Source organism: Marinobacter sp. LV10R510-11A (assembly GCF_900215155.1).
GTDB lineage: Bacteria > Pseudomonadota > Gammaproteobacteria > Pseudomonadales > Oleiphilaceae > Marinobacter.
Genome location: NZ_LT907980.1, coordinates 432,588 through 457,980 on the forward strand (window position 1 = coordinate 432,588; position 25,393 = coordinate 457,980).

General features: G+C 54.0%; 22 protein-coding genes. 12 read left to right on the forward strand and 10 right to left on the reverse strand.

Translation table 11 applies throughout. From position 1 onward, the window contains the following. The first annotated feature begins 244 nt into the window (after positions 1–244). The 4 genes from CPH80_RS02175 to CPH80_RS02190 all read left to right on the forward strand — a co-directional run bounded on the left by CPH80_RS02175 (position 245) and on the right by CPH80_RS02190 (position 5,594). Positions 245–2,350 (forward strand): DUF262 and DUF1524 domain-containing protein, encoded by a 2,106-nt coding sequence (locus tag CPH80_RS02175; protein WP_096275411.1) that lies wholly within the window; start codon positions 245–247, stop codon positions 2,348–2,350. 100 nt (positions 2,351–2,450) lie between these two features. Then, positions 2,451–4,262, forward strand: coding sequence for an ADP-ribosylglycohydrolase family protein (locus tag CPH80_RS21920; RefSeq protein ID WP_197703596.1), 1,812 nt, complete (start codon positions 2,451–2,453; stop codon positions 4,260–4,262). A gap of 160 nt (positions 4,263–4,422) precedes the next feature. Next, a complete protein-coding gene (locus CPH80_RS22230) occupies positions 4,423–4,725 on the forward strand; it encodes a death-on-curing protein (protein ID WP_227520322.1) in 303 nt (100 codons plus the stop codon). Positions 4,726–5,042: 317 nt separating this feature from the next. Further along, complete coding sequence (locus CPH80_RS02190) at positions 5,043–5,594, forward strand: hemerythrin domain-containing protein (protein WP_096275412.1); 552 nt, start codon at positions 5,043–5,045, stop codon at positions 5,592–5,594. Here CPH80_RS02190 and CPH80_RS02195 read toward each other — a convergent pair whose 3' ends face one another. After that, positions 5,595–5,819 (reverse strand): SDR family oxidoreductase, encoded by a 225-nt coding sequence (locus CPH80_RS02195; protein WP_197703597.1) that lies wholly within the window; start codon positions 5,817–5,819, stop codon positions 5,595–5,597. It lies immediately after the preceding gene. Between the two features lie 61 nt (positions 5,820–5,880). After that, positions 5,881–6,744 carry a LysR family transcriptional regulator gene (locus CPH80_RS02200; protein ID WP_096275413.1) on the reverse strand — a complete coding sequence of 288 codons (864 nt, stop codon included), beginning with the start codon at positions 6,742–6,744 and terminating at the stop codon, positions 5,881–5,883. Between the two features lie 129 nt (positions 6,745–6,873). Here CPH80_RS02200 and CPH80_RS02205 point away from each other — a divergent pair, with 129 nt between their 5' ends. Next, complete coding sequence (locus tag CPH80_RS02205; RefSeq protein ID WP_096275414.1) at positions 6,874–7,800, forward strand: DMT family transporter; 927 nt, start codon at positions 6,874–6,876, stop codon at positions 7,798–7,800. 117 nt (positions 7,801–7,917) lie between these two features. Beyond that, positions 7,918–9,069 carry an MFS transporter gene (locus CPH80_RS02210; RefSeq protein ID WP_264754814.1) on the forward strand — a complete coding sequence of 384 codons (1,152 nt, stop codon included), beginning with the start codon at positions 7,918–7,920 and terminating at the stop codon, positions 9,067–9,069. A 34-nt stretch (positions 9,070–9,103) separates the two neighbouring features. On the opposite strand, the gene CPH80_RS02215 is transcribed toward CPH80_RS02210, so the two are convergent. Next, entirely contained in the window at positions 9,104–9,583 is a 480-nt protein-coding gene (locus CPH80_RS02215; protein WP_096275416.1) for an Lrp/AsnC family transcriptional regulator, read from the reverse strand. Between the two features lie 158 nt (positions 9,584–9,741). Here CPH80_RS02215 and CPH80_RS02220 point away from each other — a divergent pair, with 158 nt between their 5' ends. From CPH80_RS02220 to CPH80_RS02230, 3 genes are all read left to right on the forward strand, one after another. Then, positions 9,742–13,263, forward strand: coding sequence for an indolepyruvate ferredoxin oxidoreductase family protein (locus tag CPH80_RS02220; RefSeq protein ID WP_096275417.1), 3,522 nt, complete (start codon positions 9,742–9,744; stop codon positions 13,261–13,263). A gap of 1,088 nt (positions 13,264–14,351) precedes the next feature. Beyond that, complete coding sequence (locus CPH80_RS02225; RefSeq protein ID WP_319823060.1) at positions 14,352–14,453, forward strand: hypothetical protein; 102 nt, start codon at positions 14,352–14,354, stop codon at positions 14,451–14,453. Positions 14,454–14,559: 106 nt separating this feature from the next. Beyond that, a complete protein-coding gene (locus tag CPH80_RS02230) occupies positions 14,560–15,105 on the forward strand; it encodes a DUF5610 domain-containing protein (RefSeq protein ID WP_096275419.1) in 546 nt (181 codons plus the stop codon). Here the strand turns inward: CPH80_RS02230 and CPH80_RS02235 are convergent. The 7 genes from CPH80_RS02235 to CPH80_RS02265 all read right to left on the reverse strand — a co-directional run bounded on the left by CPH80_RS02235 (position 15,102) and on the right by CPH80_RS02265 (position 21,113). Continuing rightward, complete coding sequence (locus CPH80_RS02235; RefSeq protein WP_096275420.1) at positions 15,102–15,953, reverse strand: PA2778 family cysteine peptidase; 852 nt, start codon at positions 15,951–15,953, stop codon at positions 15,102–15,104. The two genes, CPH80_RS02230 and CPH80_RS02235, sit on opposite strands and share 4 nt — an antisense overlap. Positions 15,954–15,958: 5 nt before the next feature. Continuing rightward, the gene (locus CPH80_RS02240; RefSeq protein WP_096275422.1) at positions 15,959–16,360 is read right to left on the reverse strand and encodes a PA2779 family protein; all 402 of its coding nucleotides are present in this window, start codon (positions 16,358–16,360) and stop codon (positions 15,959–15,961) included. Positions 16,361–16,478: 118 nt separating this feature from the next. Continuing rightward, entirely contained in the window at positions 16,479–17,192 is a 714-nt protein-coding gene (locus tag CPH80_RS02245) for a succinate dehydrogenase iron-sulfur subunit (RefSeq protein WP_096275424.1), read from the reverse strand. Positions 17,193–17,254: 62 nt separating this feature from the next. Then, entirely contained in the window at positions 17,255–17,716 is a 462-nt protein-coding gene (locus CPH80_RS02250) for a cytochrome c (protein ID WP_157746840.1), read from the reverse strand. A 90-nt stretch (positions 17,717–17,806) separates the two neighbouring features. Continuing rightward, a complete protein-coding gene (locus CPH80_RS02255) occupies positions 17,807–18,592 on the reverse strand; it encodes an acetoacetate decarboxylase family protein (protein WP_096275426.1) in 786 nt (261 codons plus the stop codon). Between the two features lie 2 nt (positions 18,593–18,594). Beyond that, on the reverse strand, positions 18,595–19,986 hold the full coding sequence (locus CPH80_RS02260; RefSeq protein ID WP_197703598.1) for an acyl-CoA dehydrogenase family protein: 1,392 nt from the start codon (positions 19,984–19,986) through the stop codon (positions 18,595–18,597). Next, entirely contained in the window at positions 19,983–21,113 is a 1,131-nt protein-coding gene (locus CPH80_RS02265) for an acyl-CoA dehydrogenase family protein (RefSeq protein ID WP_096275427.1), read from the reverse strand. The genes CPH80_RS02260 and CPH80_RS02265 overlap by 4 nt, the downstream gene beginning before the upstream one ends. Positions 21,114–21,229: 116 nt before the next feature. Here CPH80_RS02265 and CPH80_RS02270 point away from each other — a divergent pair, with 116 nt between their 5' ends. The 3 genes from CPH80_RS02270 to CPH80_RS02280 all read left to right on the forward strand — a co-directional run bounded on the left by CPH80_RS02270 (position 21,230) and on the right by CPH80_RS02280 (position 25,368). Further along, positions 21,230–22,165, forward strand: coding sequence for an AraC family transcriptional regulator (locus CPH80_RS02270; protein WP_197703599.1), 936 nt, complete (start codon positions 21,230–21,232; stop codon positions 22,163–22,165). A gap of 78 nt (positions 22,166–22,243) precedes the next feature. Further along, positions 22,244–24,229, forward strand: coding sequence for a putative bifunctional diguanylate cyclase/phosphodiesterase (locus tag CPH80_RS02275; protein WP_096275430.1), 1,986 nt, complete (start codon positions 22,244–22,246; stop codon positions 24,227–24,229). Continuing rightward, a complete protein-coding gene (locus CPH80_RS02280; RefSeq protein WP_096275432.1) occupies positions 24,226–25,368 on the forward strand; it encodes an L-lactate dehydrogenase in 1,143 nt (380 codons plus the stop codon). Before CPH80_RS02275 ends, CPH80_RS02280 begins: the two co-directional genes overlap by 4 nt. Positions 25,369–25,393 lie beyond the last annotated feature (25 nt).

Below are 25,393 nucleotides of genomic sequence, written 5' to 3' on the forward strand. Positions count from 1 at the left end.
TGCTAGCGTGTTTTTGTCACATAACACCGCTAGTCATAGAGGACTCAAGCGCTATGGCAGTTGGAAAGAGCGGCAGGATCGTTATAGCGCTCACCGATCACGACAAACGCAAGAGTTACGCAAACCTAAAAGCTCGCGGACACACAATGCGTGAATGATTTCTTCAAAAAGCTAAACGGGACAACATGTTTACCGACGGTGTTCTTTCAGATATCAATCGGCCCGATACATCAAAGGAGCAAAAATGAAGGCAGGAGAAGCCAACCTAATGGAAGTTCTGGAAAAGCCGCGCCAATTCCGGATCCCGATCTACCAACGCAACTACTCCTGGAGAGAAAGTCAGTGTTGGCAACTCCTCAAAGACGTGCTTGCCGTCGGCAACGATGAGCATGCGGCCGCACACTTTCTAGGAACAATCGTCTACGTCGAGCGCGCGCAATCAATCTTGGTTAAACAAGAACCGCTTATGGTGATTGATGGTCAGCAGCGCCTGACAACCGTTACCTTGATGCTCCTTGCCCTCTATGATCATCTTGCCAATGATGGTGTTAATGAAAAGGCTGAAATGCTCCGTCGCCGATTTTTAATCAATCCAAATGAGAGCGGTGACATGATGTACAAGGTCGTGTTGTCTGACGTCGACCGCCCTACCTTGATTTCCCTAATTGACAAGACCCCGATGCCAGAGCCGCACAGCACGTGTGTCATGGCAAATTATGATTTCTTTAAGGAGTGGTTTAAAGCCAACCCAGAGAAGTTGGATAATGTGTACCTTGGATTATCTAAACTAGAAATCGTTGCAGTAGCGTTAGAGCGTAAACGCGACAATCCTCAACTCGTTTTCGAGAGCATGAACTCCACCGGACTGGATCTCAGCCAGGCCGATCTGATTCGTAACTACATCCTAATGGGGCAAAATCCGGATGAGCAGGAATACCTTTATTGCCATTATTGGCGAAGCATGGAGGATGGTTTTGGGCAAGCGGCATATGACCGCCACTTCGACAGTTTTATGCGCCACTATCTCACGACAGTAACCGGTGATATCCCAAATATTAACAATGTTTACGCTGCCTTTAAGCGCTATGCAGCACGCTATAATGGAACTACCCGCAACTTAGTGGCTGAAGTCCACACCTACGCCAAGCATTACTGTGCCATGGCTCTGGGCAAAGAGCCCCATACGTCTTTGAAAGCAGCTTTCAGAGATTTGCGGGAGTTAAAGGTAGATGTAGCTTACCCACTCCTGCTTGAGGTCTACCATGATTACAAAGAGAGGGCTCTGTTAAGCGCCGAGGAGCTGGAAGAGATCGTCAGACTCATAGAGAGCTACGTCTTTCGCCGCGCTATTTGCAGTATACCTACCAACTCCCTCAACCGGACCTTCGCGCGCTTTACGCACAGCCTCAAAAAAGACAGATACTTAGAGAGTCTCAAAGCCGCGTTTTTGTTTTTGCCATCCTACCGTCGATTCCCGCGTGATAGCGAGTTTCAAGAGCTACTCCGTGAACGGGATCTTTATCACTTCCGCAATCAACGCTACTGGCTGAGACGCTTGGAGAATTATGGTCGCAAAGAACCTGTCTTGGTAGATGAATTTACAGTCGAACACGTGATGCCTCAGAACCCGGAGCTATCGCTTGAGTGGCGCGAGGCATTGGGTTTAGATTGGGAGAACATCCACGGGAAGTACTTACACACCCTCGGCAATCTTACACTGACGGCTTACAACAGTTCCTATTCCGATAAGCCGTTTTTGCAGAAGCGTGACGCCAAGGATAAACAGGGAAAATTTATTGGCTTCGCCCACAGTCCACTGCACCTCAATGAAGAACTGAGGCACAGAGACTCATGGGGTGTGGAAGCGATCGAAGAGCGCGCGGAAGCGCTTTCGAAACGAGCAGCAAGCGTCTGGAAAGCGCCGTCTTTGAGTGAAGATGTTTTAGACGCCTATCGTAACCCCGTACAACCTAACGCCGTTGAGTATACTCTGGAAACGCATCCTTCCCTTGCCGGCGGGCACGCTAGAGAGTTATTCGACGCACTGAATCAAGAGGTGTTAGCGCTTGATCCTTGTGTCTACATGGACATTAGAAAGCTCTATATCGCCTTCAAAGCTGAGACCAATTTTGTGGATGTTATACCGCAGGCCAAACGCTTGCTTCTTTCACTGAATATTTCAGTCTCCGACCTGGATGATCCCCATAGCCTGACTCGCGATGTTACTAATATTGGTCGCTGGGGTAACGGTGATGTAGAGCTACCCTTGGCCTCAAAAGAGGAGCTTCCTTATGCAATGGGACTGATTAGGCAGGCACTACAGCAACAATTGGACGAAAAAGCTGATTGAATTGAATTAAGATTTTGAAACCGCGAGCGCTAATGTGTAGATCCCGGCTTAGGTTTACCGCTAATGAGAGTTTTCCACTTTTTGAAGAGTAATCTGTTCCATGGAAAGTCTTATAGATCTTCACCTGAAGCCTGAATTACTAGATCGGCTCGGTTTACCCAATATTGCTTACCCTATCTCTGAGGAGCATCTCACCCAGGCAGTAGCGGGTAATGGCCAGCTATCTTTCGAGCTGATGCTTTATGGACTGCAGCTGCGAAGCGACGAAGCTGGCCATAACTGGCAAATTCTGGAAGTAGCACAGAGCCGGTTACTCGGCCTTCTCGACACCGCTGATGAGCGTGAATCGATCACGGCTGCGGGCGATACCTGGTGGCTGGAAGTGGGGCCGGTAAATCTGAACGATGGACTGATTGCCGTCCAGCGGGCTGAGCGTGTGCTGGCGGCTATAATTCCGAGAAGCGATGGCAGGTTGAGGGTGGCGGTCTATCAGCCGTTGGATGCAGGCTCTATTCGCTCACTGATTGGTCTGGCGCGAAAACCTCATCCGGAGCATGGGGTTGCTACGCGTGAGAATAACTGGGAATACGCCTTGGATGCATCTGCTGGCAATGGACAGCTTTATGCGGCGGATGCAGGCCGCCCCTATTTGTCTTACTGGCAATATGGGCTGGGTGTTTTTAGCGATGGTGGAAAAAGTCCCGAATTTCGGCCACAGGCTAACTATCAACCTCGTAATGTCGGATCTGTTGTGCAAGAAATCGGTCTTTTTTACAGCCTGGCGCCTGATTATGAACCCGAGGCGGAAACGATCTGGCATGGTGAAACAATGGAAGACAATTCTCAGCTTTGGAACTCGACCACTGAACCCAAGAGCGGCACCAGAGAGCGCTTTCTAGGATGCCTGTTGGGTGGCGCAGTAGGCGACGCTCTGGGTGGTGCCGTGGAATTCATGTCTCGCTCCGAGATCCTTCAGCGGTTCGGTGAAAACGGTCTGACGGACTATGCCGATGCTTACGGAGGCAAGGGCAAGATCACCGATGATACTCAGATGACCCTGTATACAGCTGAAGGTTTGCTGAGGGGGCAGGTGCAAGGGCTTCACAAGGGAATTACGAGCTTTACGAGCACCGTAGCTCACGCCTACATTCGCTGGCTGGCTACTCAAGGTGAGCGTAACCAGCGCGTGCCGGCGCATATGGATGGTTGGCTGCATCAACAACGGGAGCTTCACAATCAGCGTGCCCCAGGGATGACATGCCTGAGTGCGCTGCGAGATATGGAACAGGCGGGTGAACCTGCGGTAAATGACAGCAAAGGCTGCGGTGGGGTTATGCGGGTAGCGCCAGTAGGGCTTTTCTGTTGGCACTTTACCGATAAGTCCGAGACGGAAAAAGTCTTTGAGATGGGCGCAGACATTGCTGCTCTCACCCACGGCCATCCAAGTGGATACCTTACTGGTGGGGTGCTTGCGGCGATGATATACGCGCTGGCTGATGGCGCCACTTTGTTGGAAGCCCTTGAGCACGCCAAAATACTGTTAATGTCTCACCGAGGCCATGGGGAAACCCTTAATGCACTCGATGATGCGGTTCGGCTTAGCAAGGCAGGCACCTCGCATCACGAGGCAATAACTCAGTTGGGGGAGGGCTGGGTAGCTGAAGAAGCTCTCGCCATTTCTCTTTACTGTGCACTAGTTGCAGAGAGCTTTGAGCAGGCTATCGTTCTGGCGGTAAATCATGATGGTGATTCGGATTCGACTGGTGCCATCACTGGGAATATTCTAGGCACGATGCTAGGCGTGAATGTAATCCCGCAACGGTGGCTGAAACCGCTGGAACTCAAGCCGGTCATCGAGGCCGTTGCTGAGGATCTGTGGAACTTCAAGCTTTTGGCGGAGCACAAATCATGAAAGTGCCGATCTACCAATTAATAGCCCAATCTGACATTTCTCCTATGTACCAACAAAAATTCATCAGCGCTTGCTGAACTCAAACAATCTTTGCTACAAAAGGCATTCGCCGGCGAACTCACAGCGGAAACATGGAAAGCTAGGCTAGGGAGGCCATGATATGACCACAGAAAACGAAACCCCAATCATCATTTATGAAAACTCCGAGAATGCTGTTGAAGTGCGGCTAGACTCGGGCCACGAAACGCTCTGGCTGACGCAGGCACAGATGGGAATTCTGTTTGATGTCAAACCACAAAGCATCACGACGCACCTGAAAAATATCTATGCGGAAGGTGAGTTGGCAGAGCCGGCAACTTGTAAGGATTTCTTACAGGTTCAATCCGAAGGTGGCCGAAGCGTTGAACGCAAGCGCAAACACTACAGTCTGGATGCCGTTATTTCAGGAAGCTACCGTAAATGAAGCCGAAACCCACACAGAGCTGATCGACTCGGCCTTGAAAACTTCCGGCTGGGGCGTGGTGGATGCTAGCTGGGTGCGCCGGTTGGGAATTTCCGGGAAGTGTTCGTTGGATTTCAGAAAAGCCTGTATTAAAGCGTCTAGGGTTACGCCACCCTCTGTAGGTCTGGCATTACAATAACGAACAATCCAATATGGGACTCGGAGAATTATCCCTCAACAGAAATTGGCCGTGGTGGCCTGCTGTCTACTGTTGAATCCACTCCTGCTTATAGTGTGAGATAACCACGACACGAACCACCAATATAGGACGCGTTATCATGGCTACCTTTAATCAATTGCGTCGCGATCACGTCAATATGGCGCGGCTGCTGCATGTACTCTTGCTCAGGCACACGACCTTGGAACAGGGAGAGCGCCCAGACTTTCATCTGATACGTGAGATCGTGGACTACATTCTCGAGTATATGGACGGCTTCATCATGCCCTTGGAGCGTCTGTACAGCGAGCATCTGCTAGCCAAGGAGCCCGACGCCGAGGCGTTGAGCCGTCAAATGGCCGAGGATTACCAAGCCTTGCGTAAGCGCCTGGACCTGCTTTCCAAGAATGTCGACATGATCCTAATGGATGCCGTGGTGCCCATGGATCGTTTCGCCGCCGACCTCAAGGCCTATCTCGATGCTCATCGCGCCTACTTGCAGGTCGAGCGTGATCAGCTATTCCCGTTCCTCCGTAAACATCTGACCGATGCAGAGCAGAAGGACTTACTCAAGATGTTGCCAGGCGGCGCACAAGCCAACCTGTCACGACTCCGTGAGGATCATCCAGAGCTTTATGCGGAGTTTAAGGCGGCGCCTTCGCCATTTGCCTGATCAGTCCAGTTCCTGAACGCCGCCACCAGATACCGTCAGAATCTGCCCGCTGACCCAGCCTGCGGCAGGTGAGCACAGAAACAGGGCGGCGTTGGCCATGTCCTGGGGCTCGCCCAGTCGCTGAATAGGGGTGTGTTCCAGCATTTTTTTCTCGATGTCGTCGTTCAACACAGATTTAAGAGCATCGGTGCGGATGGCTGCTTTTGATGACCCGTAAGAAGCCATACGCTTGTTTTTGTTCTCGCGTTTGGTTGGTTTGGGTTTTAGAGCAAGTCTAGATGCAGGACTACTCCCCCGTCGACAAGTGGCTCCGAATCAGTTCAGCTAATTGCTTCGCGGGCTCCGACGGCCGGCCGGATGGCCGGTGCAGGGCAATCTCCACGGATTGCAGCGCGGGCATGCCGCTGCGCTCGTCCAGCACTCGCAACTGGGGCGTGAGCATATTACGGGTGATAACGGCGACTGCCAGCCCTGCTGCGACTACCGGCATGAGGCCAGTCATTGACTGGCTGGAGTAGGCCATTCGCCAATCCCGCCCCGCGTTTGCCAAAACCTGCTCGGCAACCTCGCGGAATACGTCGGCGCCGGGGGAGTAGAGCGCCAGCGGTATCGGATCGGTCAGAGAGGGTTGGGCGTTGGCGCCGACAGCCCACATCAGTGGCTCCCGCCGGATGACTTCACCTCCCGGGGATCGCGACTGGCGCGTAACCACGGCCAGATCCATATTTCCCGCCTGTACCTGCTTCACCAGCTCCACGCTTGATCTGCAGGTAACCTGTAACTGTACCGCGGGAAACTGTCGGTTGAAGTGAGAGAGGACCGAGGTCAGCAGGAACGCATAATCCTCCGGAATACCAAGGTTCAGCTGCCCGGAAACCTGGCGTTGCTGCACGTCATCAACGGCCTCGTTGTTGAGTTCCAGCATCTTTCTGGCATACCCCGCCAGCTTCTGGCCCTCGGCCGTAAACCGGATGCGCCGCCCGTCCTTTTCGTGAAGCGGAACGCCAAGCGCGGCTTCCAGTCGGTTCAACTGCATGCTTACCGTGGACTGGGTGTAGGCCAGGCGCTCCGCTGCTGCTGTCACGGTTCCGGTGTCTGCGATGGTCACCAGCGTGAGCAGCATGTTCAAGTCCAGTACTCGTGTTCTCAATGTATCAATCCTGTTGATGTAACCTATCAAAAACCATTGATGTTGTGATGAATCTTAGGTGTATAGGCTGTCACTGTCGAGTCCAATCCATCTCTTTTCAATCCACCCACAGCAACAGGAGTCACGACGGTGCGCACATTGACAAGCCCTTCCCGCCCACTAGTTATCAGTATTATTGCCGCGCTTTTTGCCGTTGTGCTCTGGGCTGGCGCGCCCTTGCTGGTGGATATTGCCAGTTCGGTACCGCCGTTCCAGCTCACCACCATTGCTCTGCTCAGTGGTGCCATAGTGGCTTTGCCGATGAGCATTCGCAAACGGCGTAGCCGTGGTGACCAAAAGGTTCATGCGCCGATGTCCCTTAAGTGGAAACTGGCTATTTATGGCCTGTTACCGGCTTTGATACTTGGGGCTGTTGGCGGTTATCTGACGGGTATCGGAATGGCGCCGACCGCCGAGGCAGCGCTGATTACCTACACCTGGCCGGTGATGTTCATTGTGATGAGTCAGTGGCTTTTCCATCACCGGCTCCCTCTTCCTGTTCTGTGTGGCGCACTTATCGCGTTCTCTGGCGCTGCGGTGTTACTTTCCCCGGAAGCGGGAGGTGCGGGACTTTCGCAATACATGGTCGGGTACGCGCTGGCTCTGATGGCCGGTTGCTGCTGGGCATTGTATTCGTGGATTTGCCAGGCGGCGCCTGTTGCGATTGCACCGCTAATGCCCGGGCTTTTTCTGCTGGCGGCGGTGGGAGCGGCAATCGCTGATGTTCTTTCGGGTAGCGCTTTCGGGTTGCCATCCGGCCTGGCGCTTGTTGCCGGCGTTGCGCTTGGCGTCGGGCCTTATGGGCTTGCCATGGTGGCATGGGACCTGGCGCTCCGTAATGGACCGGCGGCCCTGGTGGGTAGCCTCGCCTATGGAGTGCCCGTGCTGGCGGCTGCGTTTCTGGTGATTGCTGGCGTTACGGCTCCGGATTGGCGGTTACCACTTGCGGCTTTACTGGTGGTCGCCGGATCGATTGTGGCGACCATGAAGCGCAGTGATGACCGTCTGAAATGTTGATGCAAAAGTAATAGACTGCAGGTTGACGGATTTATCGCTGCAACCCGGTGACCTATTAAAAAACCAACGCTGCAAAACCTCCTGAGACGGCCGACTGATGAAGCCGGCCAGAACTTCGTGGCCGTGTGTGTATCGCTCACTTTCTGCTTCGTTGTTTACTCGATGCTACTGGTGACCGTACCGGTTTACGGCCTCGAGCTCGGTGCTTCTCCCCTGATGCTGGGTGTCATTCTTAGTTCTCAGTATCTGCTTCCTTTTTTGCTGGCCATTCCTCTGGGCGGCTTGGTGGCGCGCCACGGAGGCCGGATTACACTGGTGGCCGGCGCGCTTGTAATGACTGCGGGCCTGCTGCTTATGCAGCTTCTGCCCGGCTATTACGGGCTCATTGGCGGCCAGCTGTTAATAGGGCTGGCACACCTTCAGATGGTGTTGTCGGCCCAGACGATCATCTCGTCGCTGGCAACCGGCCCAAAGCTGGAAGGCTATTTTGGCTGGTATGCCACCTGGCTGTCTGGCGGGCAGGTGATTGGGCCTTTGCTGGCAGGTGGCTGGATTCATTGGGCAGGTGGCGTCGATAACCTGTTTCTGGTTATGGCCGGTATTGCTTTGCTGGGCGGGCTCTCAGGCTTGGCGCTGACCGGTGATGCAACATTGGGCATGTCTGTTAGCGGCAAGCAGACCGGGTTTCGTGCCCAGGCCTCACTGATACGCGGCAATACAGGTGTTCAGGTATCAATCGCCATTACTGTGGCGGGTATGTTTGCTCTGGGTGTTTACGGCAGTTATATGCCCGTCTACCTTGATAGCCTGGAAATGAGCGCGGTGATGATCGGTGTGCTGATCAGCCTGAGGTCGGGCGTTTCCATGGTGATACGGCCGTTTATTCCCCGGATTATTCACGCCGTTGGCGGGCGCGAGAAAGCAACAATTCTGGCGTTGTGCACTATGTCGGCAGGCCTGGCCTGTATGGGATTCGCGAGTAATGTGTTTGCAATTGCACTCTTGTCGATGCTGGTGGGGCTGGGTGGGGGTCTCACGCAACCCCTGTCGATGGTTGTTCTGGCTGAGAGTGTAGGGCGGGAGCAGAGGTCCGGGGCGCTGGGTATGCGCCTGATGGCCAACCGGGCTGTTCACTTTGTGGCACCGCTACTGTTCGGCGCGGTTCTTGGAATGAGTGGTTTTGGTTTGTCTTTTGGGCTTTCAGGCATGTTCATAGCCTTGGTTGCCGTTGTACTGCTGTGGCTTCACGGCCAGCGCAGAGCTATTTAGCAATCGCTACATAGCGCGCTCTACGTAGCACTCTCTACACAGCACTCCCTAGAGGAATCGTCTGGGTGTTTTTGATCTCCCGCAGCACGAAGTTGGAGTTAACCTGCGCAATGCCCTGCAAGGTGAAGATTTTTTCGTTCAGGAAGCGGTCGTAACTGGCCATATCCGGCACGATTACCCGCAATACAAAATCCGCATTACCGGTAACTGCGAAGCATTGCAGTACCTCCGGGTAACTGCTCACCTGCTGTTCGATCTCCGCCGTACTGTCTATGGTGTGCCGCAGAAGGGAAAGGTTGATCAGTACGCACAGCCCCTGGCCGATGCGTTCCGCGGCGAGGTGTGCGCTATAACCTGTGATGACGCCGCTTTCTTCAAGCGTTCTTACCCGCCGCCAGCAGGCTGCTGGTGATAGCCCGATCTGCTCTGCCAGTTGCTGGTTACTGATTCGGCCATCCTGTTGCAGTATCGCAAGAATGCGCTGGTCGAGTTTATCCAGTCCCACCTGTTTCATTTAGTAACACCTGATTTTCACAAAAGGATCTTCGGTAGAATTGTCATTCATCAAAGAATCTTGTGCAATCAGTAAAAATTCTCGCCCAATAAGCAAGCACCTTTTGCGAACTTCCCTCTAGACTTTTGGTCATAAAATCGACAATGAAGGAGGGTGCCATGTCAGCCGACATCTCTCAGCTAGATAATTACACACTTGAAGATCGCTACCTGCGGGACTCGGGCCGGGTATTCCTGACTGGAACCCAGGCGCTGGTTCGCATTCCTTTGATGCAGGCCGCGCTGGATCGCAAGCTGGGGCTCAATACGGCCGGTATGGTGAGCGGCTATCGAGGCTCACCCCTGGGTGCTTATGATCTGGCCCTTTGGCAAGCTCAAAAGCACCTTGATGAAAACCGCATCGATTTTGTGCCCGCGATTAATGAGGACCTTGCGGCGACCATCATGCTGGGTACTCAGCAGGTGGAGACCGATGATGATCGCCAGGTGGATGGCGTATTCGGGATCTGGTACGGCAAAGGGCCCGGTGTTGACCGTGCCGGGGATGCATTGAAGCACGGCACCACATATGGCAGTTCACCTCATGGTGGCGTTCTGGTGGTTGCCGGTGATGACCACGGCTGTGTGTCGTCCTCCATGCCGCACCAGTCTGATGTGGCGTTCATGAGCTTTTTCATGCCCACGATTAACCCGGCTAATATTGCCGAGTACCTGGAGTTTGGGCTTTGGGGTATTGCGTTGTCGCGCTACAGCGGCTGCTGGGTGGGCTTCAAAGCGGTGTCTGAAACCGTGGAAAGTGCTGCGTCGGTAGAGCTGCCGCCGTTGCCGGAGTTTGTAACCCCGGACGATTTCACTCCGCCTGAAACCGGCCTTCACTATCGCTGGCCGGATCTGCCGGGCCCTCAGCTGGAAACCCGCATTGAGCACAAGCTGGCGGCTGTGCAGGCGTTTGCTCGCGCTAACCCCATCGACCGCTGCCTGTTCAATGATGCCCAGGCACGTTTTGGCATTGTCACCACCGGTAAAGGCCACCTTGATCTGCTGGAAGCGCTTGATCTGCTGGGTATTGATGAAGATCGTGCCCGTGAGATGGGGCTGGATATCTACAAAGTGGGCCTGGTATGGCCGATCGAGCGCCGTGGTATTCTCAACTTTGTGCACAGCAAGGAAGAAGTGCTGGTTGTCGAGGAAAAGCGGGGCATTATTGAGAGCCAGATCAAAGAGGCTATGTCTGAACCGGATCGCCCCGGCGAGGTGCTGATTACCGGTAAGCAGGATGAACTGGGCCGCCCCTTGATTCCCTATGTCGGCGAGCTGAGCCCCCTTCTGATAGCCGGCTTTCTGGCCGCCCGCCTCGGCCGCTTCTTCGGCGAGGATTTCAGCGAGCGTCTGGCCGCTATAAACAGTATGAGCAACGCTCAGGACCCGGGTGGCGTAAAACGCCTGCCGTATTTCTGTTCGGGCTGCCCCCATAATACGTCTACCAAAGTGCCGGACGGCAGTAAGGCACAGGCCGGTATCGGCTGCCATGTTATGGCGACCTGGATGGACCGTAACACGGAATCGCTGACCCAGATGGGGGGCGAAGGGGTTAATTGGGTCGGCAAGAGCCGGTACATCGGCAACCCCCATATATTCCAGAACCTGGGTGAGGGCACGTATTTTCATTCCGGATCCATGGCTATTCGCCAGGCGGTGGCGGCCGGCATCAACATTACCTACAAGATCCTGTTCAACGACGCGGTGGCCATGACCGGCGGCCAACCCGTGGATGGCGAGATCACCGTACCGATGATCGCGCAGCAGGTTGCCGCTGAGGGCGTGCGCCGGGTTGTGGTGCTTAGTGATGAGCCCGAAAAGTACGATGGCCACAAGCAGCTGTTTCCAGATGACGTAACCTTTCATGACCGGTCCGAGCTGGATGGAGTACAGAGGGAACTGCGTGACATTCCCGGCTGTACCGTTCTGATTTACGACCAGACCTGTGCTGCAGAGAAGCGTCGCCGGCGCAAGCGTAACCTGTATCCGGATCCCGCCAAGCGGGCGTTTATCAACCATCACGTGTGTGAAGGCTGTGGCGACTGTTCTGTGCAGTCGAACTGTCTTTCGGTGGTGCCGCGCCAAACGGAGCTGGGCCGCAAACGCAAGATTGATCAGTCTTCCTGCAACAAGGATTTCTCGTGCTTGAATGGATTCTGCCCGAGCTTTGTCACCATCGAAGGTGGCCAGCTGCGCAAATCCCGCGGCATGGATACGGGCTCTGTGCTCACAGGCAAGCTTACCGATATCCAGGAGCCAGTTTTGCCGGAGCTGACGGGTTCATACGATCTGTTGGTGGGTGGTGTCGGCGGCACCGGCGTCGTAACCGTGGGCCAGCTCATCACCATGGCGGCGCACCTTGAATCAAAGGGCACCTCGGTGCTGGATTTCACCGGCTTTGCCCAGAAGGGCGGTACGGTACTCAGTTACGTTCGCATGGCACCGTCTCCAGACAAACTGCATCAGGTTCGTATCAGTAACGGCCAGGCCGATGCAGTGATTGCCTGTGATCTGGTAGTTGCTTCTTCCCAGAAAGCGCTGAGCGTTCTGCGGCCCAATCACACCCGTGTAGTGGCCAACGAAGCGGAACTGCCTACTGCAGATTATGTGCTGTTTAGGGATGCGGACATGCAGGCAGACAAACGCCTGGATCTGATCCGTAACGCTGTTGGCGATAATAACTTTGCACAGATGGATGCCAATGGCATTGCCGAGAAGCTGTTGGGCGACACGGTGTTTTCCAACGTGATGATGCTGGGCTTTGCCTGGCAGCGCAGCCTGTTACCTCTGTCTCAGGCTGCGCTGATGAAAGCCATTGAGCTGAATGGCGTGGCGGTTGAGCGCAACAAGGAAGCCTTCGGCTGGGGGCGCGTGGCCGCTACAGATGTGAAGGTCATTACCGACCTGCTGAATACCGGCGAGGCCAGAGTAGAAGACGTGAAGCCGGAGCCGGGGCTGGACGAGCTGATCGCTATCCGCCACAAGCATCTGGTGAACTATCAGAACCGGCGCTGGGCGGATCGCTATACGGAGATGGTAAAGCGCGTTCGTAAAGCAGAGGCGAAACTGGGCGAGAGCAACAACTTGCTGACTCGTGCCGTAGCCCAGCAGTTATATCGGTTTATGGCCTTCAAGGACGAATACGAAGTGGCCCGCCTTTTTGCGGAAACTGACTTCATGAAGGAGGTGAACAACACCTTCGAAGGCGACTTCAAGGTTCACTTCCACCTGGCTCCGCCCATTATGAATCGGGGCACTGATGTCCAGGGCCGGCCTAAAAAGCGCCAGTTTGGTCCCTGGATGTTCCGCGCATTCAAACTGTTGGCAAAATTCCGCGTGCTGCGTGGCACGGCTATTGATCCGTTCAGCTATTCCGCCGACCGGAAGATGGATCGGGCTCAGCTAAAAGATTATCGGCAATTGGTTGAGCGGATTGTCAGAGAGCTGGATGCCAGCAATTACGACACCTTCCTTCAGCTGGCGGAACTGGTTAGTGAAGTGCGGGGCTATGGCCCGGTGCGTGAGCAGGCTGCACAGGGTATTCAGGAGAAGCAAGGCCAGTTGATCAAAGCGCTGGATACAGGCCGCCCGACACTGATACGAACCAGCCAGGCAGACAACAAGGAGGCAGATCATGTTTGAGGCATTTGAGCAGTTACTATAACCTTTTCAGCTATAGCGACCAATGTGCGGTAGAGCTGTATTATCAAATCGGTAAAGGCTCAGGAGATAGCCCGCAATGCGCATTGCCTGGAAACCACTTGCATGGGGTCTGTTCACGGTTTGGGTAGTATCCATACTGTTGAGTGCTCTGGCGGTTCGCCACTTCTGGAACGAGACGCTGCAACAAAACGGTATTGAAACGCTGGAGTGGCAGGGGCTGGATCTCTCGTTCAGTGGCGTATCGGTGCGCGAGCTAACGCTTACCCAGTCCGTTCCGGCAAGGGATGTAGCGTTGCACGGCAGGGATGTGTCACTGGGTTGGCGCTTGCCTGAATGGGGAGGCGGGTGGCAGCCGCAGTTGACGGCACTGACGGCCGGGTATCTGAGGCTCGATTTGTACACAAAACTGGGTGAGCCGCTCGAAGCTGAGCCGCGACAAAAGAATCAATGGCGGTCAGAATTGCTAGCCTGGCTGCCTTCGGAAGTAACCGTTCAGCAGTTTGAGGTGACTCTTCCCTGTGAAGCAGGGCGTTGCCCGCTGGCCGGGAGCCTGTCGGTTACCAGTTCGCAACAGGGGCCGGTTTCTGAGGCTGCATCTGCTGATCCTTTGCTCGCGGTCATAAGCAGACGGTTTCCAATCAAAGCCCATGTGCAGCTTGATCACGAAAGCCATCGAGTGGATGTATTGGCGACTCTTGATGGCTCCCCGAACGATGACCTGAACTTTACCGCAGAACTGTCGATTGACGGTAAGCGCTATCTGTCTGCGGTTTCGGGCTTCAGTCGTCGGAATGCGAGTGCCCTGGTGTCTTGGCGTGGCTCAGTTGAAATGCCGGATCTACCCCAGACAGACTGGTTACTGGCCTGGCTGCAAACCTGGCAGAGTATTCCCATGGAGCAGTGGCCAGAACAGCCGGAGACGGGTTCAGTAGAAGCCAGTTGGAAGCTGGAAGGCCCTGGAGACGAGAATTTTTTGGCGCAGGCGACGGGGAGCGTGAGCGCTCAGGCGCGAGTGCCCCAGCCATGGCCGGCGCGAGGCTTACAAGAAAATTGCGGAAAAACATGGTATTACGGCTACCAAAGTAGAGACAGTCGCAGGCCAGAAAGCGGTCGAAAAAACGCCGTCTGGGCAGTATATCCAGGTAGATGAGCACTGGATAAAAAAATAGGAGCCAACCGTTAGCTGTTTGAGGGCTTTATAACCAATCGATCTTAATGCCGAGCCAATGCCTGCCGATAAACGTTACAGATAGAACCTTGCAGGAGGTAAAGGCTATGGTAGCGCCAATCATTGGTCGCGGGCCGGATGTAGCCGGTCGAGTGAATACTGGGCAGTTAGAGGCTAAACCCGCCGGGCGTGTAGCCACAGAGGCACGTGTCGATAAGCAGGCCTCTATCCGCACACCCGCAGATGCCATTAATGTTATGCGTGCGCGCATAGAACAGCGGTTACAGGAAGCCATGGGCGGCCAGAACAAGGCTGTCGCTGGGGCCGATAAGTACGCCGCGCAGGCACAACCTCCCACCGCTTCTGACGTTGCCGGTGTGATTCTTGGATTTGTGCAAAATCGCCTACAACAAGAGGCAGACGGCGGCGCAGACGTTGAGAAGCTTGCCGGTTTGATGGAACAAGCCCGCGCGGGTATTGAGAAAGGCTATGCGGAAGCCCGAGATCAAATTGCGGCTCTGGGCATGATGAACGAGACCCTTGGCGCGGAAATCGACGAAGGTTTCAATCTTATCCGAGAAGGCATTCTGAATTTAGAGAAGCTTTTTTTAGGTAAAGAACCGGAAGTGGATAGCCCAACCGAAACCGGTTAATCGACTGCCTTGGGCTTGCCTTGTTTGGCCAATGCCTCGGCTAGGTTATTCCAGCCGGCGTTAATGTCCGGGAACTTCTCGGTCATGGCGCGGTAGTAATTTTCTGCTTCTGACCACAGGCCTTGCTGGTAGGCAATGTTACCCAAACCTAACAAAGCGGCAGGCTGGTCCGGCCAAACGCCGGCTGCGGCCTTGTAAGCAGATTTTGCCGCTGCAGTTTGTTGTGTTGTTTCTAAGTCGTGGGCCGCCATCAAAAAAGTGAGCGGTTCGGCTGTTGCGGGAATCTGCTCTGGTGGCAGGATTACCCGTGCCCAGCGTTCTGAGCGATCCCAGGTTGCCATAAACGCGCTGGCGGGCTGGCGGTAATTCTCTTCCATACCTGTATGGAGGATCAGCGCTTTGGTTTGTCTGTCGTAACCAATCACTACTGCAAAATGCCATTGTGGCCACCAGCCAAAGCGCAGGTTTTGCAGAATTAGAACCGGGTTCCCGGCTTTAACTTCTTCCAAAACATCGTCTAGCTCGGGTGCCAGGGGATAAACCAACATTCCGTATTGGCGTGCAGCTGCAACCATCTCTACTTGCAGGGCGCCTTTGCGTTGCGGCAGGTACACCTTGCTTACCAACTCATCGGGCGTAGCCTCCACATCCTGTGTATTGAGCATCATCGCCAGTGAGGCAGGCCCACACTGGTATTGCTCCTGTGGATGAAACGGCACATCGATGAGTGTGGTGGTGTTAAAGGAGTCTGGCCATGGCGGCTGGCTGGCGCAGCCTGAGAGTATGACTCCCAGGAGCGCAGCCAAAAGAAGCCGGGCTGGTTTCAGCCGCAAAGCCTGAAAGGCCATTCCGCTTAGCGGACGCAGTTAATGAACGGAAATATATCCGTTGCGCACAGCATGTCTGTAATGATGAAAACCAGCAGGAACAGCACGATTATACCCACGACACCCTCGCCGGTAGGGGCTTCGGCCAGCTGCTGTTTGAAGTCAGAAAGTTCAGAAGGTGTGAGGCTTTGAATCCTGTCGCGCACTTCTTGTTCGCCCACGCCCATGCTGGTCAAGGTATTTTTAACGTCTTCGCGCTCTAGCATGCCCGTTAAAGCCTCGCGATCGATATCAGCGCGTTGCTCAGTGAGGAGTTCGCCCGTGCCGACAATGCTGGCAGAGGCGGGAATTGCCCACATTGAGCTCAAGATCATTACCAGCGTCATAATCGCTGAAACGGACTGGGTATAGGATCGGATTGCTTGCATCAGGCTGCTCCTTCTATTGACCTATTCAGGTTCGTGCTTGGGGTCAGTTAGCGCACAAGTGTAAACACTTGCGCGCCATTTGCCGATTAAATCGGATTAAGAAGCATTAATGGCCAGTTTAGACTTGGTGTCGAACGAGCATAGCCTTGATTCGGCCAATTTCTTTCATAGGGTTGAGCCCTTTTGGGCAATAAGCTACGCAGTTGCCTATCCCCCTGCAGCGGAACACGCTGAACGGGTCTTCCAGCTTTGCCAGCCGTTCTGCGGTCGCTGTGTCTCGCGAGTCGAGCAGAAAACGATGGGCTTGCAGCAAGCCTGCGGGCCCCACGTATTTTTCTGGGTTCCACCACCAAGATGGGCAGGCAGAAGAGCAACAGGCGCACAGAATACATTCATACAAACCATCGAGCTTTGCTCGGTCTTCTGGGCTCTGCAGCCGCTCAATGGCCGGCCGGGGCGTGTCGTTGATTAACCACGGCTGAATACTTTCGTACTGCTTGAAGAAGAGCGTTTGGTCGACCACTAAATCACGAATAACTGGCATGCCGGGCAACGGCCGAATGACCAGTTTTTTGGATTTGCCAAGCGCGTCGGTTACTCGAGTGATACAACCTAGCCCGTTGCGACCGTTCATGTTCAGACCATCGGAGCCGCAAACACCCTCGCGGCAGGAGCGGCGGAAGGAGAGGGTGGGATCAATTGTTTTCAGGTGCTCCAAAACATCCAAAACCATGCGCTTTCGGTAACTCGAATCCACCTCGAAGTCCTGCACATAGGGCGCATTGTCGGTTTCCGGGTTGTAGCGATAAAGCTGAACGGTGATTGTATCCATGGAATAATCATCCTTTGCTGGTCACGGTCACGGCTAGCCGTGTGGTTAACTTAGCGCTGGAGTCACTTGGAAAGCCCGGGAAAACGATCAGAAACATATTCTTCGTGACACTGAACGCAGTTTTGCGTCATTTCATTGAATATTGTGAGTTGCTTGCCGGTATTGTTTTTGCTTCCAGCAGCGGCCAGTTCTGCAGCCAGCTGGTGGAATTCTTTATCGAGTTTTATGAAGCCCTCTGGGACAGCGGACATAAGATCTTTCTTGTCTTGGTCGGTCAGCGACTGCTGGAGAATAAAACTGTCATGAATGGCTTGTGCACTCTTGGCAACGGTGGCGTGGTCACCCATTACAATTGCAGAATGCACTTGGCCCATTGCGGACTGTATTGACCGCATTTCCTCCCGCAGGAGTCTGTCCAGTTTTTCTGTCAGTTTTGGAGTAACAGGCTCAGCTGCAGTGGCGAATGTGGAGAAAAGTAGAGTTGCCACAAGCACAGCTGATAATCTTAAGACGTGAGTTTTCATGAGCCTGACCTTTTTAAAGAAGTATGCGGAATAAATGTCCATGAGAAATACTACTACATGGCGAGATATCTTCAAGAAGCCGTCGTGACCTCAAGCAACTTTCGCTCCTGCATTCAGTCGCAGCTGCAAGCCATGGCTATAAAATACCAGCTTGGGCTTTTGCCCATGAATCCCCAGATCCCGCAGCCGCTGGGCCATTGCATGGGAGCTTGCGCCAACGGAAGCCCGGATGCTGCCCGGCAAACACAAGCGACCACCACCACGAGTAACCACCAGAGTTCTCAATAGTTCGTCTTTGTGTTCTGAATAAAGAACAAGATCCAGCTGCGGGCCGGGTAAGCCAGCGCCCGGTTTGCCACTGATGGTTAGAATGCTTTCTTCGCCTTCCGGGTCTTTAGTCGTGCTGGAAAACCCGGTTTTGGAAAGTGAGAAGCTGATGTTGGTGATGAACTTCGGGAATCCCCAGACTTCTTTGCCGGCGCTGCAGGCTGCGGCTGTGGTGACTGGAAGGTCAATGACTGTGAGCCCAAGCCTGCGCGTGTCCAGGGCCTGATACATCGCCAGCCATGGTTGTTTGGGCTGAGGCGTTCCGGCAGGTACCGTGGCAATGGCGACACCGACTTCGTTATAGACACCAACAGCCGTGTCGCGGTACTCGTACGTGGCAATGGCAAGCAGGGCCTTACCACCCGGAAATTTCACTGCCTCAACGGCTTGGCTATTCAACATCGAGCTTGCTTTATCCAGTTCGATTTCATAAAGCGCCAGAAAATTCGAATTGTCATAGTACAGAATGGGTAAATCTATTTCGCCTTCACTGGTTTTGAAGGGGATAAGTGGGTATTGAAAAAACGGATCCTGCTGCCAGTTGGTCATGATTACACTCCAATGCCTGTTGTTGATGATTGCGAACAAAGTGGAACTAGCTGGTCTTGCCAGTCTTCGATAACAGAAAGCTGATTGATCTGGTTGGTGCCTTCGAAAATCCGGGTTAGACGAACGTCTCTGAATATCTTTTCAACGTTCTGCTCATGCAGACCGCCCTGATCGGCAAGCAGATCCAGTGCCATTTCTACAACAACTTGAGCACGATCTGTCGCGTGGAATTTGCAGGCTGAAGCGTTTAGTTGGCGCGGCTTCCAAGCATTCCGCGCCTCTTGCCAGACTAGGCTGCGTAATGCCCGGGTTTCCGCGAGCATGGTGACAATGTGTTGCTGCACATCCTGATATTGGATCAGCGGTTTGCCGCCGAGCTGATAGCGGCAAGCGAAGGTGATGGCTTGTTCGGTTGCTGCACGGGCAAATCCCACAGCCATCGAGGCCACGGGGATTCTAGATGTGTTCAGGCTTGCCCGGTTTAGCACCCAGCCTTTGCGCAAGCCGCCGATAACATGGCTATCTGGTACGAATACATCCATGAACTCCAGCTCTGAGGCCCCGGATGCGCGCATACCCATTTTCATTTCATTTCGCGCAACCCTGAATCCCTGGCTTGCCGCGTCCACATAAAAGCACGTCCAGGACTCCATACCCTCGCCTTCGAGCGCTGCGAATACAGTCAGGGTTCGCGCTATATCTCCGCCACTTATAAAACACTTGCGACCATTGAGATTCCAGCCACCATGGCAGCGGGTGGCAACGACCCCTGGGCGGTAATCCTGGGCGCCATGACCGTCCTCGGCGTCCGAGCCCGCGCCTGGCTCGGTAATGGCGAAAGCCACTAGATGCGGATCGCCTTTGTGGCAAGAGCGGTACACGGGCGCCAAAAAGCGCCGAACAACACCTATATCTCCAGAGAGTAATAGTGGTATACAGCCGAGATGGTGAGCTGAGAGCAAAAGCATAAGCCCGCCGCAGGCCCTGCTGAACTCCTCAACCACCAAGCTGGATTGCCACACGGGCGGGTAAAGGCCTCTCCTCCATTTCATGCTGCCCAAGGGGCTGGGCAGGAAGTAACTCAACCATCCCTCGCGTGCGGCAGTTTTCAGCATGTCGGTGATTGCCTGTGAAGGCTTTCCCGGCGCCTTGTGTGCGGCAAGATCAGCTTCTGCAGAAAGAGGAGCGATATGTGTTTCGGCGAAAGCTCGGGCTCGGCGTCGAAGATCGGCCAGTGGCGCGGGTAGTGTGCGGGTATCAGATTCCCACAAGTCATCACGCTGGTAACTGGTGATCTGTTGAGCGATCTTGGACAGATCACGGAACTGCCAATGGGGCGCCAGTCTGTGGTCTGCCGGGAGGTGGCCTTCCAAATGCGTTACTCGGGTCATCATTTACCTTCTCCCCATGCGTGAGTGAACAAGGGTATCTCTCGGATACCGCCACTTTGTAAGCGCAACATATTCTGATCTCGCAACAGTTTCTCCGGCCCACAATCCTGCATATACCCGAGGCCGCCGTGAACTTGCATCACAAGATTGGCAGCCAGGCATAGTTTAGGATGGAGTTGCTGGCGTGCCATCAGCGCATCTTTGACGGTTAGGGCGGAAAGCGGCTTCGTAAGACTGCCAAGGGTGATCTCAGTTTCCCATTGAGCTTGCTCAATGGTTGCCAGCATAGACTGGACAGCGGCGTGCTGATTGATGACTTGGCCACCCTGACGGCGCTGACTCGCAAATGCCTGCGCCATGGTTTCGCCGTGCTGGTTGATGCCAGCCGCTATGGCAAGCAGTCCCAAGGCGTCCAGAATAAGCATGGAGGAGACCTGTTGCTGCGTTGCTTTGTTGACTACACCTGCCTCTAAACTTGCGCTGACTTGCCAAGTGTTCAGTTCATCGAGCCCGTGCTGCGGAAGGCATGGCGTAATTGCAATCTCCCTGCGGTTCAGAAATTGCCAGCTCATAACGCCGTTGTGCCATACAGGCCAGATCAGGTTCTGCCACTGTGAAGGTGCTGTGACGGTCGTCTTGTGAACATCTCGATCCAGCCAGTCGGCCAGCATGGATTGATCCTCGTTCACAGCTTTCTGGTTTAGCCAGCGGGCCAGAGAGCCTCTGGCAAGGCCATGGTGGCCCGTTGAGATTACTGTTAAGGCCAGTGGCGCTTGCTGCGCTGCGGTAAGGCGGGATTCGATAGACCGTGCCAGGAAACGGGCTAATGCATTACGGTGCCATGCCAGAGCTATACTGGCATTAACGGAAGCTATCTGTTTAAGGGCGTCGATACTGAAAGCGATTGCATTCACATTCTCAGGCTGCTCCCACAGAGCAAAATCTGGCTCCTGAGAATCCCCGGGCAGAATGCCAAATTCGAAAGCAGATTGACTGAGCTTCGAAATATCTTCAACAGAAGCCGGTGTTTCCGGACGGATGGTTATTAAGGCCATTTCGGCACTGCAGAATCGAGAGACCTCGTCCAGCAGTGGCTGAAGGTCGTCGGCCGAAAGGAGGGAGGGGGCCATAAAAAGGTACCTGATCTGTTGTTTTTGTCTGGTCAGGCTCAGAGTATTTCTTTAATTACCTTGCGTGAATGCTGAACAGGGTCAATAATTTTAGTTTCTGGGCCATGGAGGCTTGCATGACCGGATTCTTGAATTTCAGGCGCAGTATCACCAGTGTCCGTTTGATGGCTGATTATGGCGTTGAACACGGAGTGACTATCGGAGAGTTGCTCGAGGGCAGCCAGATATCCCCGGCGTTGCTGATGAATCCAAACACTGAAATCACGGCGAGCCAGGAATTGCAGGTAATCCGGAATCTCGTAGACAAGCTTGATGATGTGGAGCGCACCGCCCGGAATATTGGACAAAGATACCACTGTTCTGCCTACGGGCTATGGGGCTACGGCCTCATGTGTAGTGCTACAGCAAGAGATGCCCTGCAGTTGGCGCTGCGTTTTTTACCACTCACCTATGCTTATACGGTAATTTCATATCACGAAGAAAATGGTATGGGCGTTCTGGATTTCGGTGAGCCGCAGCTTGAGGATCGCTTGAGGCAGTTTGTTGTCGCACGGGATATGGCGGCAGCAGCCGTTCTGATGCAGGAGTTGATGGGGGAGTCTTTCGAGGTTGCGGAGGTTTCCGACAACACGTTTGTGTTTGCCAGAGAGCAATTGTCCCGAAAATTGCCGCAGGCGAATCCGGTAACCGCAGAATTATGCGAACAACAGTGTCGTACGTTAATGGAGCGGCGGCGCAGCACTGCCGGAGTTCAAGCGATCGTCATGCATTATCTGCAAAATTCCGGTACGCGTATGCCTACTTTAACGGCCGCCGCGCGCCATCTTCATATAAGCGAACGAACCCTGAAACGCCATTTGCAGGCCGAAGGAGTCAGTTTCCGGCAATTGCTAGAGCTCGTCCGTAAAAACAGAGCCGAGCGCCTGCTGAATCAGGGTGCAATGAGCATTTCTGAGATTGCAGACCGCTTGGGCTTCAGCGATGCCTCGACATTCTCTCAGGCATTCAAACGCTGGACAGGAGAGGCTCCCAGCTACTGGGCTGGAAAATGAGATAAACCCAGTGTAGCCCTTACGTTCATAGGCTATGCTATTGAGAATATTTCCTTTTTTACTGCAGAGCCCTCCGACATGAGTGATGCCGCCGACACAGTTTTTGAAATTTTTCCGTGGAACCGGAATTTCGAAACGGGTATCGCGAAGATCGACGAACAGCACAAGGTGCTTGTTGAAATTCTGAATCGGCTCGCCTGGCATTTCGCTTCTAGCAATTCGGAGCTTGAATGCGGTCATATTCTTGATGAACTGCTTTCTTATGCCGCCTATCACTTCAAAGCGGAGGAGGAAATATGGAAAACGGCTCTGGGTGAGCAGGAAATGGTGCGAAGTCATCATGATGGCCACCAGCTTTTTTTTGTACAGATCCAGATGTACCGCTCAAGCGATGAGCCAGAGGAGAAAGTGATGGGTGAGCTCTTCAGCTATCTGACCCGATGGCTGGCTTTTCATATTCTGGAGTCGGATCGTCGAATGGCCATGACTATCAAAGCAGTAGAGCGCGGAGCCTCCATTTCTGAAGCCAGAAGCGAAGTTGATGGCAAGCTGAGCGGGGCGGTATCCGTCATGGTCTCGGCTTTGCTGGAGATATACGGCAGGCTCTCTTCCAGCACCATACAGTTGATGCGCGAAAAAATGGCGAGGCTCAGAGCCGAGGATGAATTGGCCCGGCTGCAGCATGAAAAACTCCATGCTGCACTGGAGGAACAGGCGTCGGACCATGAGGAACAGCTTCAGTTTTTGGCGTATTCAGATCCTGTAACCGGCCTGATGAATCGTAACGGAATGCTCAGGGAAATCCGCGGAGTTATGCAGCAGAACCATTTGCCAGCTGGATCCGCAGCGTTGATCTCCATCGATCTGGATAATTTTCATAAAGTGAATGCCCGTTTTGGTGAAGAGACTGCCGACCGGCTGCTTGGCTTGCTTGCGAGGCGTTGGGGGGAGACCTTAGCCCAAGGCGGGCAGCTCGCGCGAATTAGTGGAGACGAGTTTGTGCTGCTGCTGGCCGACAGCGGGAAAGTGGAAGCCCAGTTAAACGCACTGAGACTCACAGCGGGGCAACCGTTTATTCTGGATGGTGGCAGTATTTCTATAGCCTTCACCGCCGGTGTTGTCCTGTTCCCCCATGGTGGCGCAGGTGATGCAGATACGGTTCTGCGGCAAGCAGATAACACACTGTTTCGTGCCAAGCAGGAGCAAAAGGGCGACTGGCTGTTTCTGGATGCTGACGAACAGCGCCAATCCGTGGAGCGTCAGCAGCTTCTGGCCGACGTTAGAGCAGGGCTTGCCGACAACCAGTTCAGATTGGAGTACCAGCCCAAAGTTTGCATGCGGTCGGGCAATGTGGTTGGTGTGGAAGCGCTTATCCGTTGGGATCATCCGATAAAAGGCTTGTTAAGCCCGATACACTTTATACCGGCACTTGAGCACCACCCATTGATTATCGATATTGGCGAATGGGTTATTGAACAGGCGTTCCGGCAGATGACCACTTGGGATAGCGAAGGGCTAACTCTGGATGTCGGGGTGAATATCGCGGCAATGCATCTTCAGCAATCGGGCTTTGCGGAAAATCTGGCGGGAATTCTGGCACGCTACCCCCATGTGGCCCCGCAACGGCTCGACCTCGAAATACTTGAAACGGCGGCACTTAGCGAGCTTGATAAAGCATGCAGTATTATCCGGGACTGCGAGAGCCTTGGCGTAACTTTTTCTCTGGATGATTTTGGCACGGGTTACTCTTCGCTTTCATACCTTAAGCAGTTACCGGTTAAAACCCTGAAAATAGATCAGGGTTTTGTGAGAGGCGCACTCTCGAACGCGGATGACATTGCCATACTTAAAGGCATCATCGGCCTGTCTAAGGCATTTGACAGGAAGTTGGTCGCTGAGGGCGTGGAAACCAGAGAGCACGGGGAGCTACTGATCAGCCTTGGCTGCTACGATGCTCAGGGTTATGCCATTGCCAGGCCGATGAAACCGGAGAAAATAGCAGCCTGGAAAAACCAGTGGCGACCTTACCCTGAATGGTCTGCCGGAGAGAATGCAACGCTATGATTACACCTGCCAATACAACGGATAACCGCAAACTTGCCAAAGCCCGGTTGCCCCGGATGATGTTCGACTATTTTGATGGCGGTGCTTTTTCTGAACAAACTCTCAGAGAGAACACGGGGGATTTCCAAAACCTGCATTTTCGCCAGCGGGTTATGCGGGACGTTTCCAGCGCTTCTGCCGCAGCCCGGATATTGGGCCAGGACGTTTCACTGCCACTGGTACTCGCACCGGTTGGCCTTGCCGGCATGCTCGCGCGTCGGGGAGAGGTGCAGGCGGCCCGGGCAGCTCAGAACAGAGGCGTGCCGTTTTGCCTGAGCACCGTCTCCATCTGCTCGCTGGAAGAGGTTGCTGAGGCAACTAATTCGGCCAACTGGTTTCAGTTGTACGTGCTGAAGGACAGGGCCTACTCAGAAGCTCTGCTCAATCGGGCGCACAAAGCCGGATATTCCACACTGGTTTTCACGGTGGATCTTCCCAAACTTGGCGTGCGGTATCGGGATGTGCGCAACGGCATGAATGGGGGGCTTTCAGCTTGGGGGAAAATGCAGAAACTGTCTGACCTGCTTTACCATCCACTCTGGCTGTGGGACGTTGCCATCAAGGGTAAGCCTCTCACGTTTGGTAATCTCTCCGATGCGGTTCCTTCGGGCCGCAGCCCGGAGGATTTTAAAGCCTGGGTTGATCAACAGTTTGATGCATCTGTTACCTGGAAGGATTTGGAATGGGTACGGCACCATTGGCCAGGCAAGCTTGTGATAAAAGGGATTATGGATCCCGACGACGCCCGTTCGGCGGTGGATGTTGGGGCTGATGGGATTGTTGTGTCTAACCACGGTGGGCGACAGCTTGATGGCGCGCCTTCAACCATCTCGGCGTTGCCAGCTATCGTAGAAGCCGTATCCGGGAAAACCGAGATTTTGTTTGATGGTGGCATACAGTCGGGCCAGGATATTGTGCGAGCACTTTGCTTGGGCGCAGACGCCTGCCTGGTGGGCCGTGCTTGGGCTTATGCGCTGGCAGCCGGTGGCGAGGCAGCCGTGTCTAAAATGCTGGAAAACTTTCGTTATGAGGTGGAGTTGACGCTTGCACTGCTGGGTAAAAATTCGGTAGAACAGTTGAGCCCGGACGATATTATCTAACCGGTGTTTGTTTTTCTGAGTGGTG